This is a genomic window from Erythrobacter sp. JB1-7 (assembly GCF_057365015.1).
In genome coordinates this window covers 3,081,138-3,101,258 of sequence record NZ_CP200291.1, presented here as the reverse complement: position 1 = coordinate 3,101,258, position 20,121 = coordinate 3,081,138, and the positions used below count along the sequence as shown (strand labels likewise).

Below are 20,121 nucleotides of genomic sequence, written 5' to 3'. Positions count from 1 at the left end.
GAAAATGCTGCGCAAAATGTCTCTATCCATCGCCCTTGTTTGCACGTCTTTGTGGGTTAGCGGTTGCACTGCACCTGCGATTGATCCCGAGCTGGAATCGCAGCTCAACGCCGCCCCGGCAAGCGACATTGCTGCAATGATTGAACCCGAGGCCGAAAAGCTGGGCGTCACCGCTCTCAGCGTTACCATTCTTGAAAACGGATCACCGCCCGAAACCTATTATTTTGGCAGAGCAAAAGCGGAGGGGTTGATGCAGGTCGCCAGCCTTTCCAAAGCGGTGGCCGCTGCCGTCATCCTCACTTTGGCCGATCAGCAATCGGTGGGGCTTGATGATGATGTACGCTCGCAGATTACCTCGCTTGATATAGCCGCGCTGGAAGGCGGGGACAGGCCGGTGACTTTGCGCCAATTGCTCTCGCACACAACTGGCGCATCGCAATCGGGTTATCCCGGATATCCGCGCGAAAGCGATCTGCCATCTGCCGCTGACATTATCTCCAACCCGCCGCGTATATTCGAAAGCGCTCTGGTGTTTGATGGGGAGCCGGGCGAGTTTCGTTATTCAGGCGGCGGATATATGATCGCGCAGCTATGGGCAGAAGATGTCTCTGGCCAAAGCTTTGATGCGCTGGCGCAAGACATTTTACTGGGTCCGCTTGGTCTTGACCAAAGCACATTTGCCCAGCCCATTGATGAAACCGCGATTGCACCGCTGGAAATTGTCGGCGCGGATGCAGGCTTTGACATCCTCGATGGTGTGTTTGCTGCTGTTGAGGACAGCTGGCACGATTATCCCGAACAGGCAGCCGCAGGATTTTGGACCACATCTGAAGATTATGCGCGCTTTGTCACCGCGCTGATGGATGCCGCGTCGGGGGAGGAAAACGCTATTCCCTCTGCCATGGCCAAAGCGATGATTACGCCGCAGGTCACTCTTGAACAGGGGCAGGCTTATGGTCTGGGAACGCAGCTTGTTCTGCATGATGATACCGGGACGGCTGGCGATGTCCGTTATGTCTCTCACAGCGGCGCGAACACCGGATATCGCGCGCTGTTTTCCACGCGGCCCGCATCGCCCGATCAGCCGCGCCGGATTGTCGTATCGATTGCCAATACGACCAGCGGAGCCGCTCTGAATGAAGCGATTGTGTTTGGGCTGACGGACAAGTGATACAATTGCTGGCAGGGGCGTGTGCATTTTCCTACGCTCAGGCAATGGGGTAGGGGACGGTGATGTTTGCTGTTTCTCCCATGCAATTTCGCGCCGTTTGTAGGCGGTTTTGGGGAGAGTTTGGCTCTCCCGCGTTTTTATTCCCAGGACCGTGTAACATGCGGTCCATGTCTCGGCTAAGCGATTGGAATCGAACAAAGTTGCAAAAAGCGTCAAGCAAGACGCACGAAGGGGAGAATCAGCCATGAGTGAACCTGCATTTGAGACCATCCTCGAACCCGATCTGCCGATCATCGATCCGCATCATCACCTGTGGGACTTGCGCCCCATGATGCCCATGTTCCCCGAACCGCGCCACCGCTTCATCGAAACTCTGGTGCCAGCGGCCTACTACGCTTTCGATCAATTCAACAATGAGGTTGCAGGAAGCGGTCACAACATCATCGCCACTGTCTTCATGGAATGCAGCGCGTTCTACAACGCATCCTACGGCGATGCGCTGAAACCGGTTGGCGAAGTTGAGTATGTGAACGGCGTGGCGGCGCAATCCGCCAGCGGCCTTTACGGCGATGCGCGGCTGTGCGCAGGGATCATCGGCCATGCCGACCTGACGCGCGGCGCAGCGGCGGGCGACGTGCTTGATGCGCTACAAGCCGCCTCGCCTGCCCGGTTCAAAGGGATACGCCATCAGGGCGCGTGGGATGCGGACCCCGAAGTGCTCGGCGCGCCCTTCCATGCCCCAGCGCAGCTCTACCGCGATCAGACCTTTCGCGAAGGGTTTGGCGAGCTTGGCAAGCGCGGCCTGTCATTCGATGCGTGGATATTGGAACCGCAGATCAGCGATGTCACAGACCTTGCGCGCGCGTTTCCCGACACGCCGATATGCCTTGACCATTGCGGCACTCCGCTGGGCAATGCGAGCTATGCTGGCAAGCTTTCAGAACGCTTCGATGTATGGCGCGATGCGATTGTGGAATTGGGCAAATGCGACAATGTGATGGTGAAGCTGGGCGGGCTAGCCATGCACAATTGCGCCATGCCCGAGGCTGGTCCGGCAGCAGGTGTAGGGTCAGAGGAGCTGGCGGCTTTGTGGAAGCCCTATATCGAAACCTGCATTGAAGCATTCGGGACAAACCGCGCGATGTTCGAAAGCAACTACCCCGTTGACCGGTGGGGCGCGAGCTATCCGGTGCTGTGGAATGCCTTCAAACGGATCACAGCCCACGCGAGCGCGGATGAGAAAGCGGCGCTTTATGCAGGCAATGCAAACCGGTTCTATCACCTTGAACAGCTTGCGTAGTTGCTCATTGCAACCTAATTCGCTCGCAATTCATAGGAGATAACCTGCAATGCCCCTTCCCGCCCCGTTTGACCGCCTTCGCCTGCCCCTGATCGGATCGCCGCTGTTCATCGTATCAGGGCCAGAGCTGGTGATTGCGCAGTGCAAAGCCGGGATCATCGGAAGCTTCCCCGCGCTGAACGCTCGCCCGCAAAGCCTGCTGGATGAATGGCTGCACCAGATCACCGAAGAACTGGCCAAGCACAACCGCGAAAACCCTGATAGGCCCGCTGCGCCCTATGCGGTGAACCAGATCGTCCACAAATCGAACGACCGCGTGATGGCAGACATGGCAACTTGCGAGAAATGGCAAGTGCCGATGGTCATCACATCGCTGGGCGCGCGCACCGAGATATTTGATGCTGTGCGCAATTGGGGCGGCATCACAATGCACGATGTCATCAACAACCGCTTTGCCAACAAGGCAATCGAAAAAGGCGCAGATGGGCTGATCCCTGTTGCAGCGGGGGCTGGCGGCCATGCTGGCACTTTGTCGCCATTTGCTTTGATGCAGGAAATCCGCGAATGGTTTGACGGCCTCGTCGCGCTCTCAGGCTCCATCGCGCACGGTGCCTCGATCCTGTCAGCGCAAGGCATGCGCGCCGATTTCGCTTACGCCGGAAGCGCCTTTATCGCCACCGAAGAAGCCAACGCAGATCAGGCGTATAAGCAAGGCATCGTCGAAGGCGATGCGAGCGGGATTGTCTATTCCAACCTCTTCACAGGCGTGCACGGCAATTACCTGCGATCCTCGATTGAGAAAGCCGGTCTTGATCCTGACAACCTGCCAACCAGCGATCCATCGAAGATGAACTTTGGATCAGGCGGGAACACCAAAGCCAAAGCGTGGAAAGACATCTGGGGATCAGGCCAGGGCGTTGGCGCGGTGAAATCCGTCGGCACCGTCGAAGACATGGTCGCCCGCCTGGAACGCGAATATCACGAGGCGAAAGCCGGAATGATGGCGAATTCTGACTACACCGCGTGGACCTCTGCCTAATTGGCAGAGGCCGCTGTCGCGCCGTAAAGCGTGGCTGCCATGTCATCGAGCGCGGTAAAATCGAAGCCGGTGCCAATCGGATCCCTGCGATTGAGCACAAGCCGGTTGCGCATGCGGCTTTGTTCGCATTCATTAATCAACCGTTTGCGCAGCGCGCGTTGCAGCCATTCGAGCTGGGTAATGGCAAAGGCATTGGCGGCTGCGCGATCATGCATGCATGCAGCAGACCATTCGCGTTCAATGCTTCCCATGCGGGCGATCACAACCTCGTTATACCGTTTATGCGGCCCCCGGTGCAACGGAAGACCCGTGGCGGTTGAGCCCTGCTCAGTCGAGGGAAGCAATATCCCGTTTGCTCTAAAATCGTGAAAGCCGATGGAATTGCGACCAATTTCGTTCAACATACGGTCAAAACAATGCAGGTTGAGTAATTGTAGCGGTAAAAGATGATGGCACTGACTAGACGGTCTGTAATCAGGCTGGCCTCTACAATTTGCCTGCCGAAAAGGAATGGCGCTTCGCCTCCTTTTTCTATGACCTATGTTATAATAATGCCCCTGCAACCGATCTAAAGATGGTTGCACAGCAATGCTCGTGCGTTTCGTATGGCCCCTGTTCATTCATTAATCAGGCCACACTCTAATAAATTTTTGGTTACGAGAAGGTCGCATGATAAGTGGAGTTCTATCAGGACCAGTAATTCTTTCCGGTTCTTCAAGACCACCAATAAGTATCATTTGATTGATAAGTCTAACGCCGAGCCTGGTTGCTGCGACCTTGTCTTCGGATAAAGGAGGCTCAATCCTGATTTCTTGACCGACCCAAAAATCAAGACCAACACTTTGCAAAGCGCCATCCAGCGTTTCGCGAAATGCGGTGAGACCCAGTGCTGGAAATGCCCCGCCTTCGAGCCAAGCCGTTGAAATTGACTCGAAAAACCGGCGACCAATCGCGCTGCCCGATGGCGGCCATACGATGCCGACAATATCATCGAACTGATGGATCATATCGCGCGCCAGCGCTGTCATGCCTTTAACAACCGGCATTGATGCCTGACCGCCCACCAAATGTTCCCCCGGAACAATCTGGACACTTTCCAAAACCGAAAGCGAACCGGTATCATCCAAGTCGAACCGATGTTCGATTGCAGGAATTTCACAGGCAAGACCCGGCGCCAGACCCGTTAAATCGAATGTCAGACCGTTATGCAGCAGCTCAACCCAGGCCGATTCGGTCGGCTGGACAACCTGTGGTTGCTCTTTTCTTTTGAGTGTTTCGCCATCTGTGGAAACCAGATGAAGCGATGATCCTTCGCAAGGATCAAATGACATTGAGACAGCCCGCTGGCTTTTTGCAAAGTCACGAATGGCGAAGCGAGTGGGCCGTTTGCCACGGGCAAACAGCAGGTAAAGGCCTTCCGACGCAGCGTTTGGACTATCTGCGATACCAACTGCCCTTTCCTGTGTAGCGAGCGGCAATTCATTGACACAATGCGGCTCCGTTGCGCGCACGTCTAACGTGTCAATGTTAACATGTCACTCTTTCTCAGACAGGCACATACACTAAAATATGCCGTTGCGCAGTCCCTCAATTAGGCCTTCGCCCAAATCACGACAATTATGTTCTACCTTTTGGGGCAAAGTTTTCGTGGCCAATATTTCCTCAGGCGTTTGCGCAGCAAAATTGACGATCATTTTTTCAGTCACTCTTTTCAATCGCCAGCCAGTGACAATGCGTTCCAACTGGTGATGCGCGCCCTCTCCATCTGATCCCGCAGCGATGACCGAGGCATAGGCGCGTCCCTCTAACTCCCCCAAAAGAGGGTAATAAAGGCGGTCAAACATCTCTTTCATCACGCCGCTCATGCTGCCGAGATTTTCTGGGCAAACGAATGCATATCCGCGCGCATCCAGCATATCGCGCTCGCTCACCATGTCCGCGCGCAGCAGCACAGCGCCGCCATCAGCGGCCCCCGCAATGGCGCGGGCCATCTGCTCGCTTGCCCCTGTTCGAGAGTGCCAGATCACTGCCAGAACGGGTTTGGTTACAGTGTTTTCATCCATACGCTTCGGCAAACCCGATGACCTGTCGATTGTCAAACCGCATGGCTGTCACCCCCTATAGCTTTGCTGTAGGTATGCCTGATGGCTGCACATTCCCTTTCCCATGTTCTTGGCGTCGACAAATCCTTGAATGGAAAGGCATGGCTGTGGCGCGGCGGGAATATGGAAGTTGAAGGCAGCGCGCATGGACTTGAAAAATCCATCGTTGAACAATTGCTGCTCACGCGCGGGGTCGAAGCCGATGATCTGGCGCGGCACGCATCGCCCACAATGCGCGCTTTTTTGCCCAACCCGTCCGAGTTTAACGATATGGATCAGGCAGCAAAGCGCATTGCGGATGCGGTGACTGCGAATGAGCAGATCACCATTTACGGCGATTATGACGTCGATGGCGCGACCAGCGCCGCTTTATTGGTTCAAGTGCTGCGCGACCTTGGCGCGGATGCGGGATATTATATTCCTGACCGCTTGCTCGAAGGGTATGGCCCCACAGGCGAAGCTTTGGTGAAACTCGCTGAGAGCGGCTCCACCTTAATCGTGACGGTTGATTGCGGCGCGATGGCGCACGAAGCGTTGACGATGGCGCGCGATGCAGGGGTGGATGTGATTGTGGTCGATCACCACAAATGCTCCGCCGATCTGCCGCCCACTGCCGCACTTGTTAATCCCAATCGCCTTGATGAAAACGACCTTGCCGCATCGCATGGCCATTTGGCAGCCGTGGGCGTCGCGTTTCTGCTCGCGATAGCCCTGGTGCGGACATTGCGCGCGCAGGATTTCTTTACCGGCCGCGATGAGCCTGATTTGATGGCTCTGCTTGATCTGGTCGCTTTGGGCACAGTTGCCGATGTCGCCGCTTTGCATGGGCTGAACCGGGCGTTCGTATCGCAGGGGCTTAAAGTGCTTGCCCGGCGCGAACGGATCGGGATGGCGGCGCTGATGGATGCAAGCCGGTTGACGCGCAAACCGCAGGCCTCTGATCTGGGCTTTGCGCTTGGCCCCCGGATCAATGCGGGCGGGCGCATCGGCGAATCGACCCTTGGCGTGCGCTTGCTCACAACGCAGGACCGCGAAGAGGCCAAAGAAATCGCGGAAAAGCTATCCCACCTCAACGAAGAGCGCCGCGCCATCGAAGGCGAAGTGCAAGCCCAGGCCGAGGAACAATTGGCCCATCAGCACAATATGGCCGTCCACGTGCTGTCCGCCAGCGGTTGGCATCCCGGCGTGATCGGCATTGTTGCAGGCCGGATAAAAGAGAAAACGGGCAAACCGTCGATTGTCATCGCGCTGGATGAAACCGAAGGCACGGGCAAAGGATCGGGCCGGTCCATCAGCGGAGTGGATCTGGGCGCTGCCATCATTGCCGCGCGCGAGGAAGGTTTGCTTGTCGCAGGCGGCGGGCATGCGATGGCGGCAGGACTGACCATTTCAGCCGAGGCAATCGGAAAGTTCACCGAATTTCTCGACACCCGCCTTGCCCGCGATATTGACCGGGCGCGTGCGTCGATGGCGATGCAGCTTGATCTGTCTCTCGCACCCGGCGGGCTTACGCCTGAACTTGTCTCGACATTGGAAGAAGCCGGGCCATTTGGCGTTGGCTGGCCCGCCCCGCGCATCGCGGTTGGCCCTGTGCGCGTGATAAAGGCCGATATTGTGGGCAAGGATCATTTGCGCGTCATCGCCGCCGGACGCGATGGTAATTCGTTCAAGGCGATAGCCTTTCGCGCGGCCGAAACCGAAATGGCGCAAACCCTTATCCACCGCAGCAAAGGCCGCCAGTTTCACTTTGCAGGCCGCGTCAAACGCGATGATTGGGGCAACCGTCCCGCAGCCGAACTGCACCTAGAAGATGCCGCCTTTGCCGATTGAGCGCGGCTGCACTTTTCCACGCCGCAGCATAAAAACTGACAGGCAGGGCTGCATGAGGGCTTGACCGTAATCGCCGACGCTCCTAGATGCGCGCTCTCGCGATTAGCGTGGCCCCTTCGTCTAGCGGTTAGGACGCGGCCCTTTCACGGCTGAAACACGGGTTCGATTCCCGTAGGGGTCACCACTTCGCTCTCCCCCATACAAATGGCGCAGAGCTGGCGGCGGCAGGCTCTCAGGTGCGGCTCTGGATAAAGGGCGCTTCCCCTTGCGCAAGCTTGGCGATAAAGCGCGCCCATGGGTTTTGGACAATCACTTCCATTTGCCGGTATCACTTTGGCGCTTGTCACGGTCGCAGCCATTATTGCGCTGGATGTTGACCCTGTCATTGCCATTGCGGTTTTGGCGGTGTGGATCGGATCGCTTTTGGTGGCCGCTGGCCGTCCGCCCGAACCGCCTGCGGTTGTGATTGAAAAGCCGTTCTCGATTGAATCGATGCGCGCATTGTTTGAAAATTCGTCCACTCCCGTTCTCCTGACAGATCGCAACACCATCGCGGTGGCCAATCGCAGCGCGCGCAGAATGCTGGGCCAGCACATTATCGGTCAGGACGCGCGCGTCGCCTTTCGCCAGCCTGAGGCGATTTCATTGCTGGCGAAAAACATCAACGGACAGGCCATCGTGCGCGGTCTGGTGCGCCGTCAGGATATCTGGCAAATCAATCGCCACGGCATCGATCAGAACCTTGCTGTGATCGAGCTAATCAACCAGACCGCAGAAGCTGACCTCAGCCGCGCGCACACCGATTTCGTTGCCAATGCGAGCCACGAATTGCGCACGCCGCTCGCTGCCATTTTGGGCTATGTCGAAACGCTGAATGAAACCACTGATAGCCTTGATACCGCCACATCGAAGAAATTCCTGACCACGATTGAACGCGAAGCCCAGCGGCTGCAATCGCTGATCAGCGATCTGATGAGCCTGTCGCGCGTTGAAGCTGAAAAGCATGACGCACCGAGCGAAGAACTGGCTTTGGGAAAACTGGTGGAACGCGCGGCGCGCGATGCCGCAGGATCAGAGCGGTTTGACCGCGTGGTTTTGCAGATCGATCGCAATGCGCAAATCCACGGCGATCGCGGCCAATTGGAACAAGTGGTGCGCAATCTGGTCGACAATGCGCTCAAATATGGCACGCCCGATACGCCTGTCACAGTTGTTTTGGACCGCGCGCCCGATGGTCAGGCGCGGCTTTGTGTGAGCGATGAAGGCGACGGCATCGCGCCTGAACATATCCCTCATCTGACCCGGCGGTTTTACCGCACCGATCCCGGCCGCAGCCGCGCTTCGGGCGGAACCGGGCTGGGCCTTGCGATTGTGAAACACATTGTGGAGCGGCACCGGGGACGGCTCGACATTGAGAGCAGGCTTGACGAAGGAACGCGCATCACGGTGCGGCTGCCTGTTATCGAGAGCGAAAATCAAGGCAGCAGTGACGGCCAGATTGCCGCGCCGGAACCGCAAGAAACGCAGTGGACATGACGTTGTCTTATTTCCTCAACATGAAACGGCCATGGCAGCGGCTTGGCCTTGCCAGAATCGCATGCGGGCAAGGCCGCAAACCGGGGAACTCACACTAAACCATGTCGCCGATTACGCTTATCCTGATTGCCATCGGGCTTGGCCTTGCAGGCTGGCTTGCCGGGCGCGCTAAGGCGTGGAGCTTTCAAAAGGCGAGCCCTGATACGCGGCCTGTTGCCCGGCCTGTCTATCACGCCTGGTATGTAGCGGTGTGGATCGTCATCCCCGTGCTGGCCTTTGTTGCGCTGTGGTCGTTTGTCGCCCCGCAGCTGATCACGCAGAGCGTTCTTGCCAGTCCAGGGGCGCAAAATCTGCCATCCTTCGGATTTGAACGCGATGCCTGGTTGTCAGAAGCCCGCGCGGTCGCCAGCGGCAATGCGCCCGGCGTGTTCAATGATGGCGCAGAGGCACTGGTAGAACCCTTTCGTGAGGCGATAGGGCGGTACAACTGGATCGGCATAGTGATCACTTTGCTGATTGGATTTGGCGGCGGCGCGTTTGCATTTCTGCGTATCCGCCCCGATTTCCGCGCCCGCACACGGGTAGAGCGCACCGTGATGGTCGTGCTGCTGCTGGCCTCGCTTGTCGCGATCCTGACAACATTTGGCATCTTTGCCAGCCTCGTATTTGAAACGGTCCGCTTTTTCGGGATGGTATCGCCTGCCGATTTCCTGTTCGGCACATTCTGGTCGCCCGACCCGATGAGCAATCCTGAAAACCCTGATGGTTCCCGCTATGGCGCGATCCCGCTGTTTTGGGGTACGATCTTTATTGGCGCAATCATCGCGATGATCGTTGCGATCCCGCTGGGTTTGATGAGCGCGATTTATCTCACCCAATATGCCGATCCCCGATTGCGCGCCTGGGTCAAACCTGCGCTGGAAATTCTCGCCGGTGTGCCCACGGTCGTTTACGGCTATTTCGCCGCGCTCACTGTGGCCCCTGCCATCCGCGATGCAGCGCTTGCTCTTGGCATGACGAATGCCTCCACCGAAAGCGCGCTGGCCGCAGGGGTTGTGATGGGGGTGATGATCATCCCCTTCGTCTCCTCAATGGCTGACGATTCCATTGCAGCCGTGCCAAGCGCGATGCGCGATGGATCCTATGCGATGGGCGCGACCAAATCGGAAACGATCCGCAAAGTGCTGTTCCCCGCCGCTCTGCCCGGCATTGTCGCAGGGATCATGCTGGCGGTAAGCCGCGCGATTGGAGAGACCATGATCGTGGTGATGGCCGCATCCACCGCGGCCAATCTGAGCGCCAATCCGCTGGAACGCATGACGACGGTGACTGTGCAAATCGTCAAAATGCTCACCGGCGAAGGAAGCTTTGATCACCCCGCCACATTGAGCGCCTTTGCCCTGGGCTTTGTCCTGTTTCTGGTGACACTGGCACTCAACTTTATCGCCTTGCGCGTCGTCAAACGGTTCCGGGAGGCTTACGAATAAGATGGCTACTATCCCTGCAGACACCGCTGATCTGACCCCCGACCTCACTCGCCCTACCCGCACGCCCGCTTTTGAAAAGCGGCTCGCCAAACGATACAGGTCCGAGCGCAATTTCAAACTGATGGGACAGGGCGCGATCCTGTTCTCGGTTGCGGTGCTGATCTTCCTGCTCGGCAATATGCTGGTCAATGGCATTGGCGGGTTTCAGCGCGCCGAACTGACCGTGCCAATCAACTTTCCCGAAAGCGGTGTGACCGGCGATGAAGTATCGCTGACCGCCCCAAGCGCGGTGCAGACGCTGGAGATGCAGGGCCTGCCCGATGTCGTGGAATTCTACGCCAGCGAAGCCATGGGCGAAGCCGCCGCCGAGCAATTGAGCCGCGATGCCTGGCGCGATGTGGCCGCCGCGCTCGCCGCTGATCCCAGCCTGATAGAGCGGTCGCAAACGTTCTATCTGCCCGCTTCATCTGATCTGGCTGCAGGGCTTGCCGGCGAAGGATCGCCTGAAATGCAGGCTCTCGCGAGCCAGCTCGCAAGCGAGGGCAAATTGGCGGAAAACTGGGATTGGGCTTTCCTGTCGCGATCTGATGCGACCAGCCCGCAACAGGTCGGTATCTGGGGCGCGCTCAAGGGATCAATCCTGACAATGATTGTCACTTTGATGCTCGCCTTTCCCATTGGCGTATTGTCGGCGCTTTACCTCGAAGAATACGCGCCCAAAAACCGCTGGACCGATCTGATCGAAGTGTCGATCAACAATCTTGCGGCGGTTCCCTCAATCATCTTTGGCCTATTGGGCTTGGCCGTGTTTCTGGCGATCTTTCCCAATCTGCGTTCCGCGCCTCTGATCGGCGGGATGACGTTGGCTTTGATGACCATGCCAGTCATTGTGATTTCGGGCCGCAACGCGATCAAGGCTGTGCCCCCTTCGATCCGCGATGGCGCGCTGGCTGTTGGAGCATCGCCCATTCAAGTCGTGTTCCACCATGTCCTGCCGCTCGCCATGCCCGGGATGCTCACCGGCACGATCATCGGCATGGCCCGCGCTCTGGGCGAAACCGCACCGCTTTTGATGATCGGGATGCGCGCTTTTGTCGCCACTCCGCCTGACAGCTTCTCATCGCCCGCCACCGTTTTGCCCGTACAGATATTCCTGTGGTCAGACGAGATTGACCGCGGCTTTGTCGAGCGCACCAGCGCTGCGATCATTGTCCTTTTGCTGTTCCTGCTCGCCATGAACGGCCTTGCCATTTACCTCCGCAACAAATTTGAGAAAACCTGGTGACAGTCATTCACGACAATATGGAAGACACCGCCGCGAAAATGCGCGCGCGTAATGTCTCTGTCTATTACGGCGATAAGAAAGCCATCGATGAGGTTTCGATCGATGTCTCTCCCGATTACGTCACCGCGTTTATCGGCCCATCGGGCTGCGGCAAATCGACGTTTCTGCGGTGCTTTAACCGCATGAACGATACGATCTCGGTCGCAAAGGTGACGGGCAATATCGAATTGGAAGGCGAAAACATCCTCGATGATACGATGGATGTCGTGCAATTGCGCGCGCGGGTTGGGATGGTGTTTCAAAAACCCAATCCGTTTCCCAAATCGATTTATGAAAACATCGCCTACGGCCCCAAAATCCACGGCCTTGCAGAGAAAAAGCCCGACCTGGACGTGATCGTCGAAAAATCACTCACGCGCGCGGGATTGTGGGATGAGGTGAAAGACAGGCTGGAGGATTCCGGTACGGCTCTATCAGGCGGTCAGCAGCAGCGTTTGTGCATTGCGCGCGCGATTGCGGTTGATCCCGAAGTGATCCTGATGGACGAACCAGCCTCCGCGCTTGATCCCATTGCGACGGCAAAGATCGAGGAACTGATCGATGAATTGTCAGGCCGCTATGCCATCGTCATCGTCACCCATTCCATGCAACAAGCCGCGCGGGTCAGCCAGCGCACTGCCTTTTTCCACCTTGGCAAAATGGTCGAATACGGGCCAACCTCCGATATCTTCACCAATCCCATCGAAGAGCGGACCAAGGATTACATCACAGGACGCTACGGCTGATGGCCGATCATACAGTCAAAGCTTTCGATGAAGACATCACCCGCCTGCGCGGCCTGATCGCGGAAATGGGCGGCCTCGCCGAAGTTGCCATTCAGGAAGCGCTTGAAGCGATGATCCGGGGCGATGAGGAACTGGGCGACCGGGTCGTTGCGCGCGACAAGAAAATCGACGCGCTGGAAAGCGAAGTGGACCGCCTTGCTGTGCGCATCATCGCGCTGCGCGCGCCGATGGCGGATGACCTGCGCGAAGTTATTGCAGCGCTGAAAATTGGCGGCGTGGTCGAACGGATCGGCGATTATTCCAAAAACATCGCCAAACGCGTGGGCATGATCGAAGGGCGCGACCGGTTCGAACCGCTTACTTTGCTGCCCGCCATGGGCGAACTCGCCAGCGAAATGGTGCACGATGTCCTCACCGCTTACGCCGCGCGCGATCCCGGTCTGGCGCGCGAAGTGATTGCGACCGATGCCAAGGTCGATGCCTTTTACAACAGCATTTTCCGCAATCTCGTCAGCCACATGGTCGAAAACCCGGCAACTATTTCAAGCGCGGCGCAATTGCTTTTCGTTGCGCGCAATCTGGAACGGATCGGCGATCATGCCACCAATGTTGCTGAAATGGTGCATTTTGCTGCAACCGGCGAATATCCGCCCGAGGAAGATCGCTGAGCCGCAATGGGCTCAATCGGCGCAGGCTGCGGGACGGGTGTGGAAAACTTGGGCGCTCTTATTTCATCAAATTGTAGCCGTAATGAAACATCACACTATGGGTCTTGTCTGATCGAGACATAGGAGCTGCGAAGATTATGTCCGCTGCCAAATTGCTGCTGGTCGAAGATGACCCGGCCTTGTCCGAATTGCTCGAATACCGTTTTCAGAACGAGGGGTATAATGTCCGCTGCACCAGCGACGGGGATGAAGCCATGGTGCTGGCAAGCGAGGATGTGCCCGATCTCATCATCCTTGACTGGATGATCGAAGGCACCAGCGGGATCGAGGTATGCCGCCGCCTGCGCCGCGACAAAGAAACCGCCCATGTTCCCATCATCATGCTGACCGCGCGCGAGGCAGAGGATGACCGGGTGCGCGGCCTGGAAACGGGCGCGGATGATTACCTCACCAAACCGTTCAGCCCGCGCGAGCTCCTGGCCCGCGTCGCTGCCGTGATGCGGCGCATTCGCCCGGCATTGGCTGGCGAAACGATAGAGGTTGGCGATATCCGCCTTGATCCGGTGGCGCACAAAGTTCAGCGGCGCGGGCGTTCGCTCCAATTGGGGCCGACCGAATACCGCCTGCTCAAATTCTTCATGGAAAGCCCCGGCCGCGTGTTCAGCCGCGGCCAATTGCTGGATGGGGTATGGGGCACAGGATCGGATATCGAATTGCGCACCGTTGATGTGCATATCCGCCGCTTGCGCAAAGCGATTGGCGTGGACGGGGTGAAAGACCCCATTCGCACTGTGCGCTCTGCCGGCTATGCCCTAGAGGCGACTTAAGCAAGCGACCTAAGCAGGCGATCTAGGCAGGCGACCTGAGCTCTAGCGGCAAACGCTGACCCAGCGCGCATCCTGATCGAGGTGGAAGTGATCGGCATGCGCGGCGTTGTAATCGGGCGATAAAACGGTTGCGTAAACTCCGCAGGCATCATCGCGGATCTGGCGCAGAAAACGCGCCTCATCCCCCTCCCCGTCCCATCCGCCAAGCAGAGTGATCCGCCGCCCATCGGCCAGCACAAAAGCGGATATGTCGATTGCGTTCGCAGTGGCGTGCTGGCTCCACCCCGCACCTGATCCGGCCCCGCGCATTCTGCGGCAATTATACGCGCCCAGATGCTCCATCCGTACAAGCTCGCTGCCCAGAATATCGCGCGCGGCAGGCTCAACCGACCGCGCTTTCCACATGGCAAGCGCGGCGGCGACCGGGCAAGTGACAGCGGGCGTATCGGGAGCGAGCGGAAAACCGGTAAGCTGCGTGCGATCAGGGCGCGCGCATGGCCCCTCGCCCACAGGCTCCAGCGCTTCAAACGCGATATCGCTGCGGGTCAGAACCGCGCGGCATTCCGGCGTATCATCGCGCAGCGCGACCAGCTTTCGCGCGGTCGCCATGCCAACCGGATCGTTGAGATTAAGCGGCGCCCAAGGATTGTGCTCAGGATGCGCGGCGAGCCAGCTCCACCCCGCAAAGATGATAAGCCCCGCAATCGCCAGCAGTATCAAACGGCTTTCGGTGCGAAAGCGCGGCTTTGCTGTGGCTTTTCGGCGCTTTGGACGGGGTTTGAGCATGAGTGCCTTTAATGGAAATCGCGCGATTTGGGCAAGATGCGATGATTGCGCGGATGGCCTTTCACATTGGGCGCCAAAGCAGAAAGCGCGCCGTCTGCCAAACCGCCGGGCAATGCATCAATATCCTCGCGCACACGCACGGCGTCTCGCCCCGCTGGCATTTTGCGGCCCTGTAAAGGCGCGGTCACATGATCCGCGCGCGCGGTTGGCGCGTTCAGCATGTCATCGGAAAGGCCATACAAGGACGGCGTCGCATCGGTCATATGCTGCGCGATCACATGGATCACCTCATCATCATATTCGACCCGCCCGCGCACTTCCATCAATCGCGCGCCCATCACAACCTTGCGCTGTTTCTCTTTCAGATCAGGCCACACCACCAGATTGATAACGCCCGTCTCATCCTCCAGCGTGATAAAGCACACGCCCTTAGCGCTGCCCGGACGTTGACGGATCAGAACCACGCCTGCGACCTGCACCATGGAGCGAAATTTGCGATTGCGCAGATCACACGCACGCACAAAGCCGCGATCCCCAAGGCTCGCGCGAAGAAACGCCATCGGATGCGCTTTCAGGCTGAGCCGGGTTGTCTGATAATCGGCCACCACTTCTTCGGATAAAGGCATAACGGGCAGCTGGGTGGGCGTCTTTTCCGCGCCTTCATCGCGTTCATCCGCCGCGCGGAACAGCGGCAGATCAGGCCCCGCAATCAGGCTGCGCGCATCCCACAAGGCCTGCCTTCGCGTCAGGCCCAGCGATGTAAAGCAATCTGCACTGGCAAGCCGCTCGATATGCGCAGGCGACAATCCGGCGCGCTCTTTCAATTCGGCGACATCGCGGTAAGGGCCGCGCTCCTCTCGCTCGGCAATCAACTGGGCGGCGATATGTTCGGGCAGGCCGTCGATCTGACGCAGACCAAGGCGGAGGGCGATGGGGGTATCTTGGCTGGTTTGAGTCTGAATGGATGCACTCGGTGCCCACCCGGCTGCGCTAGGCAGCAAGCTGCCAAGCTCCGCTGCCCCTCCCGCATGCGGGAGGGGTTTGTGAGACTTGCGAGCTTGCTCGCTAGTCGCAACGGGGTGGGCATAGGGCTCCCCCATCTCCTCCAAAGTGCAATCCCACATCGACCCGTTCACATCCGCCGGCAGCACTTCCACCCCGTGTTCGCGCGCATCGCGCACGATCTGTGCGGGCGCGTAAAAGCCCATGGGCTGTGAGTTCAGCAGGCCGCACGCAAAGGCTGCGGGGAAATGGCATTTCAGCCAGCTCGACACATAGACAAGATGCGCAAACGATGCCGCGTGGCTTTCGGGAAAGCCGTATTCGCCAAAGCCCCTGATCTGATTAAAGCACCGTTCGGCAAAATCGGGATCATACCCGCGCGCTACCATCCGCCCCACCATCATATCCTGCAATTCATCCACCATCCCGCGCGATCGAAATGTCGCCATCGCTTTGCGCAGCCGGTTGGCCTCGCGCGAGGAAAATTTGGCCGCATCCAGCGCAATCTTCATCGCCTGTTCCTGAAAAATCGGCACACCCAAAGTGCGCTCCAAAATGCTGGAAAGTTCATCAGGCGGACCATGCTGGGGCGAAGGCGCGGGGATTTGCACCTGCTCTGCACCCCGGCGGCGTTTCAGATAGGGATGCACCATATCGCCCTGGATCGGGCCGGGCCGCACAATCGCCACCTGGATTACCAGATCGTAAAAGACGCGCGGGCGCAGGCGGGGCAGCATGTTCATCTGCGCGCGGCTTTCCACCTGAAACACACCCAGAGAATCGCCTTTGCGCAGCATCGCATAGGTTTCCGGATCTTCGCGTGGAACGCTGGCGAGCGTCAAAGCGCGGCCATGATGCACCTCAAGCAGATCGAGGCATTTCTTGATGCAAGTCAGCATGCCCAGTGCCAGCACATCAACCTTTAGAATGCCCAGCGCTTCGATATCATCCTTGTCCCATTCGATAAAAGACCGGTCCGGCATCGCGCCATTGCCAATCGGCACCGTTTCGGTGAGCGGATTTTGCGTGAGGATAAATCCGCCAACATGCTGCGACAAATGGCGCGGCATCCCGATCATCTGCTCGGTCAATTTGAGCACGCGGCGAAGATGCGGATCATCCAGCTTCAAGCCGATATCCTCGACATGCGCTTCGCCAATTTCGCGGCCATGCCCGCCCCACACCGTGCGGGCGAGCGCGCTGGTCACATCTTCGGACAGGCCCATCGCTTTGCCCACTTCGCGGATCGCCATGCGCGGGCGGTAATGAATGACCGTTGCCGTCAGCCCGGCGCGGTGGCGGCCATATTTGGCATAGATATACTGGATCACCTCTTCGCGCCGTTCATGTTCGAAATCGACATCAATATCGGGCGGTTCCTTGCGTTCTTCAGAGATAAACCGATCAAACAGCAATTGGTGTTTGGCAGGATCCACGCTGGTGATTTCAAGGCAATAGCAAACGGCCGAATTCGCCGCAGACCCGCGCCCCTGGCACAGAATGGGCGGATCAACTTGCCGGGCAAAATCGACAATATCCTTGATCGTGAGGAAATAGCGCGCAAGATCCAGTTTCTCGATCAAGGCCAATTCGCGCTTCAGCGTTTCGCGCACCGTTTCGGGCACCCCGTCGGGATAACGCCGCGCTGCCCCTGCCCATGTTTCGCTGACCAGATATTGCTGCGGCGATTGATCGTTCGGAAATATCTCCTCGGGATATTCATAACGCAGTTCATCCAGCGAAAAATCGCACGCATCGGCCACTTCGCGCGACGCCCGGATGGCATCGGGCCAGCGGGCAAACAGGCGCTGCATTTCCTGCGGCGATTTAAGGTGGCGCTCGCCATTTGCACTCAGTTTCAGGCCTGCTTCTGCCACGGTTGTCTTATTGGCAATCGCCGTCATCACATCTTGCAAAGGGCGGCGTTCGGGCGCGTGGTAATGCACATCATTGGTGGCCAGCAGACGCAGATCATACGCTGCGGCCATGCCCGCCAGATAATCAATCCGGGCGGCATCATCGCCGCGGTACAAATAGCTGGCGGCAAGATGGCGCAAGGTCGGCAGCCCGGTGGTCAGATGCACCAGCAGATCGGGTAAGGCCCCTGTTATTGTGTCCTGCGCACCCTCCCCCTCCAGCGGAGTGACATTGCCGGGAAAGGCGGGGCCCGCAAAAGCAGGCTCCCCAAAAGCAGCCCACCCAAAAGCAGGAATCGTAAAGCGCGCGCTCAGATCATCAGGCGGCAGCGCGATCAGCTGCACATCCTCGCTATGGCGGGCCAGCATGGACAGGCTGACCGCGCACACGCCTTTATCCTGCCACTCCCCCTCCAGCGTGCGCATTCGCCCTTCGCTGATAAGCTGGCACAGCCGCCCATAAGCGGCCCGGTTGCGCGGATAGGCAAGGAAAGCCAGCCCCTCGACCGTTTCAATCCGGGTGCCGATCACTGGGCGCAGTTTGAGCGTCTTTGCCTCAGTATGCACGCGCACTACGCCTGCAAAGCTGTTGGCATCGGCCACTGCGACCGCATCATAGCCAAGCGCGCGCGCGGTCATAACCAGGTCAACCGCATCAGATGCCCCGCGCAGAAAGCTAAAGCAGCTCACCACGCCAAGTTCGACAAACGGCGCGCGCGCTGGCGGCTCAATCAGATCAGGATCGAGATCAAGCGTGCGTTTGTCAGGGGTAAGCGGCGTGTCAGGCATATTCAGAGCGAGCGGGAGTGGGCCTCCGATAATTCAGAAAGACGCGCTTTCACCGCCGCCAGATCGCGCGCAAACAATTGCGCCTGCTGCGCGCGCGCATCGCCATCGAGCCGCAAAAGGTAGGAAGGGTGCGCGGTGATCCACAATTCGCTGCCATCATCCAGAGCGATGGGCGCGCCGCGTGCACGGGTGATGCTGATGGTTTTGCCCAAGAGGCCGCGCGCCGCGCTCGCCCCCAGAGCCAGCACGATGCGCGGTTTCACAATCGTGCGTTCCGCTTCAAGCCACCAGCGGCACGTGTCGATTTCCTTGGCCGTGGGCGACTGGTGGATGCGGCGCTTGCCCCGCGCCTTGAACTTGAAATGTTTGACCGCATTGGTGAGATAGGCCGCATCGCGGTCAATTCCGGCGGCTTGCAAATGTTCATCCAGCAATTGCCCTGCTGGTCCAATGAACGGACGGCCCGCCACATCTTCTTGATCGCCGGGCTGTTCGCCAACGATCATTAGGGGCGTGACGGCAGGCCCCTCACCCATCACCGCGCGGGTGCCGCAATCCGCTATTGCGCAGTCCCGGCACGCGGCTATCCCCGCGCCGATCACGTCCAGCGTTGCAGGCCGCTCCCTCGCCTCGCGCGCGCCTGCGGCCACCATGCCAGCCTCACGCGCTTGCGCGCCTGCAATAAGCTCGGGGATCAGCTCAGCCTCGGGCATGTTCTTCCAGTATTTCTTGGGCATTTCCGCCAGCATCGCGCCCACTTTCAGGCGCGCGGGATTGAAGATTGAGGAATAATACGACTTCCACAATTCCTCCACCGGATCGCCATCAGGCGCGTCCTCTCGCCGCGCTGGCCCGCTTTCGCGCATGGTGGTCCCATCCCAGTGCAAACAGCCGCGCGGGGTCAGGATCGACCAATTCATATTGGCAAAGCGGCGCATAAAGAACCCGGCATTGGCGCGCACAATGTGATGATCGGGCTCAAACCAGGCGACATAATGCGCGTCTTGGGTTTCTGGGCCACTCTCATCGCGCACTTCGCGAAAGCGGACAAAGGCGTGCATTTTATGGCTGTCCCGGCGAACAGATTTATCCAGATCTTCTATCCGGCGAACATCCCGGTCCGCCTTATCCTCCATAATCCGCGTGTTCGATTGGAGCCGCCACAACATGCGGTAGAGCAGGCCGAACCGCTCTGGATCAGAATGCAGAGCGGCATTCTTTGCAAGGGCCATAAACCGTTTGGAGACGCGCACATTTCGCGCATCTTTACCCGGAACAGGCAGGCGCTTTTCGCTGCGTGAAGGCCCTTCCAAAGCGAACAGATCACCCGTCCCGCCCGGCTCCACCCAGCTCACCCTGTCGGGCGGCACATCACACTGGATCAAAGCGCGCGTCCGTTCTCGCCAGAAGGCAAAATCATCAGGCTGCGGCATATGCACCGTATAATGCGCGCCGAGCGAGACGTTTTGCATGACGGGGTTTTGGGTTGTCATCGGCGGCTCAGAAAAAAGGTCTCGCGCAGAGGGCGCAGAGGAGAAGAGAGACGCAAAGAGATCATGCAAGCGGCAAAGCCGCATCTTTGCCAAAAGAACCCGTCT

The 20,121-nt window shown here is 58.5% G+C and carries 16 protein-coding genes and 1 tRNA gene; 11 read left to right on the top strand and 6 right to left on the bottom strand.

All coding sequences use genetic code 11. The features are described 5' to 3' along the window. The first annotated feature begins 16 nt into the window (after positions 1–16). From AC0V6W_RS15100 to AC0V6W_RS15090, 3 genes are all read left to right on the top strand, one after another. Positions 17–1,171: a serine hydrolase domain-containing protein gene (locus AC0V6W_RS15100; protein ID WP_486151350.1), complete on the top strand. Its 1,155-nt coding sequence runs from the start codon at positions 17–19 to the stop codon at positions 1,169–1,171. Between the two features lie 244 nt (positions 1,172–1,415). Further along, on the top strand, positions 1,416–2,471 hold the full coding sequence (locus AC0V6W_RS15095; RefSeq protein WP_486151348.1) for an amidohydrolase family protein: 1,056 nt from the start codon (positions 1,416–1,418) through the stop codon (positions 2,469–2,471). A 49-nt stretch (positions 2,472–2,520) separates the two neighbouring features. After that, complete coding sequence (locus AC0V6W_RS15090; RefSeq protein ID WP_486151346.1) at positions 2,521–3,510, top strand: NAD(P)H-dependent flavin oxidoreductase; 990 nt, start codon at positions 2,521–2,523, stop codon at positions 3,508–3,510. Here AC0V6W_RS15090 and AC0V6W_RS15085 read toward each other — a convergent pair. Genes AC0V6W_RS15085 through AC0V6W_RS15075 form a run of 3 tightly spaced genes read right to left on the bottom strand, consistent with a single transcriptional unit; the run spans position 3,507 to position 5,573 of the window. Further along, a complete protein-coding gene (locus AC0V6W_RS15085) occupies positions 3,507–4,130 on the bottom strand; it encodes an AHH domain-containing protein (RefSeq protein WP_486151344.1) in 624 nt (207 codons plus the stop codon). The two genes, AC0V6W_RS15090 and AC0V6W_RS15085, sit on opposite strands and share 4 nt — an antisense overlap. Before the next feature lie 3 nt (positions 4,131–4,133). Then, positions 4,134–5,021 (bottom strand): hypothetical protein, encoded by an 888-nt coding sequence (locus AC0V6W_RS15080; protein WP_486151342.1) that lies wholly within the window; start codon positions 5,019–5,021, stop codon positions 4,134–4,136. Between the two features lie 51 nt (positions 5,022–5,072). Beyond that, complete coding sequence (locus AC0V6W_RS15075) at positions 5,073–5,573, bottom strand: flavodoxin family protein (protein ID WP_486151340.1); 501 nt, start codon at positions 5,571–5,573, stop codon at positions 5,073–5,075. An 81-nt stretch (positions 5,574–5,654) separates the two neighbouring features. Here AC0V6W_RS15075 and recJ point away from each other — a divergent pair, with 81 nt between their 5' ends. From recJ to phoB, 8 genes are all read left to right on the top strand, one after another. Beyond that, the gene (gene recJ / locus AC0V6W_RS15070) at positions 5,655–7,442 is read left to right on the top strand and encodes a single-stranded-DNA-specific exonuclease RecJ (RefSeq protein WP_486151338.1); all 1,788 of its coding nucleotides are present in this window, start codon (positions 5,655–5,657) and stop codon (positions 7,440–7,442) included. Between the two features lie 109 nt (positions 7,443–7,551). Then, a tRNA-Glu gene (locus tag AC0V6W_RS15065) sits at positions 7,552–7,626 on the top strand. Between the two features lie 110 nt (positions 7,627–7,736). Further along, positions 7,737–8,978 carry an ATP-binding protein gene (locus AC0V6W_RS15060; protein WP_486151336.1) on the top strand — a complete coding sequence of 414 codons (1,242 nt, stop codon included), beginning with the start codon at positions 7,737–7,739 and terminating at the stop codon, positions 8,976–8,978. Between the two features lie 101 nt (positions 8,979–9,079). Then, the gene (gene pstC / locus AC0V6W_RS15055; RefSeq protein ID WP_486151334.1) at positions 9,080–10,465 is read left to right on the top strand and encodes a phosphate ABC transporter permease subunit PstC; all 1,386 of its coding nucleotides are present in this window, start codon (positions 9,080–9,082) and stop codon (positions 10,463–10,465) included. Between the two features lies 1 nt (position 10,466). Further along, entirely contained in the window at positions 10,467–11,750 is a 1,284-nt protein-coding gene (gene pstA / locus AC0V6W_RS15050) for a phosphate ABC transporter permease PstA (RefSeq protein WP_486151332.1), read from the top strand. Between the two features lie 17 nt (positions 11,751–11,767). After that, entirely contained in the window at positions 11,768–12,535 is a 768-nt protein-coding gene (pstB, locus tag AC0V6W_RS15045) for a phosphate ABC transporter ATP-binding protein PstB (RefSeq protein WP_486151685.1), read from the top strand. Continuing rightward, on the top strand, positions 12,535–13,203 hold the full coding sequence (gene phoU / locus AC0V6W_RS15040; RefSeq protein ID WP_486151330.1) for a phosphate signaling complex protein PhoU: 669 nt from the start codon (positions 12,535–12,537) through the stop codon (positions 13,201–13,203). The genes pstB and phoU overlap by 1 nt, the downstream gene beginning before the upstream one ends. Before the next feature lie 137 nt (positions 13,204–13,340). Then, a complete protein-coding gene (gene phoB, locus AC0V6W_RS15035) occupies positions 13,341–14,030 on the top strand; it encodes a phosphate regulon transcriptional regulator PhoB (RefSeq protein WP_486151328.1) in 690 nt (229 codons plus the stop codon). A gap of 42 nt (positions 14,031–14,072) precedes the next feature. Here the strand turns inward: phoB and AC0V6W_RS15030 are convergent, their stop codons facing one another. From AC0V6W_RS15030 to AC0V6W_RS15020, 3 genes are read right to left on the bottom strand one after another with little or no spacing between them, the layout of a single operon-like run. Then, positions 14,073–14,816: an extensin-like domain-containing protein gene (locus tag AC0V6W_RS15030; RefSeq protein WP_486151326.1), complete on the bottom strand. Its 744-nt coding sequence runs from the start codon at positions 14,814–14,816 to the stop codon at positions 14,073–14,075. Between the two features lie 8 nt (positions 14,817–14,824). Beyond that, positions 14,825–18,523 carry an error-prone DNA polymerase gene (locus tag AC0V6W_RS15025; RefSeq protein WP_486151324.1) on the bottom strand — a complete coding sequence of 1,233 codons (3,699 nt, stop codon included), beginning with the start codon at positions 18,521–18,523 and terminating at the stop codon, positions 14,825–14,827. Positions 18,524–18,525: 2 nt separating this feature from the next. Next, positions 18,526–20,016: a UdgX family uracil-DNA binding protein gene (locus tag AC0V6W_RS15020; protein ID WP_486151322.1), complete on the bottom strand. Its 1,491-nt coding sequence runs from the start codon at positions 20,014–20,016 to the stop codon at positions 18,526–18,528. Between the last annotated feature and the right edge of the window lie 105 nt (positions 20,017–20,121).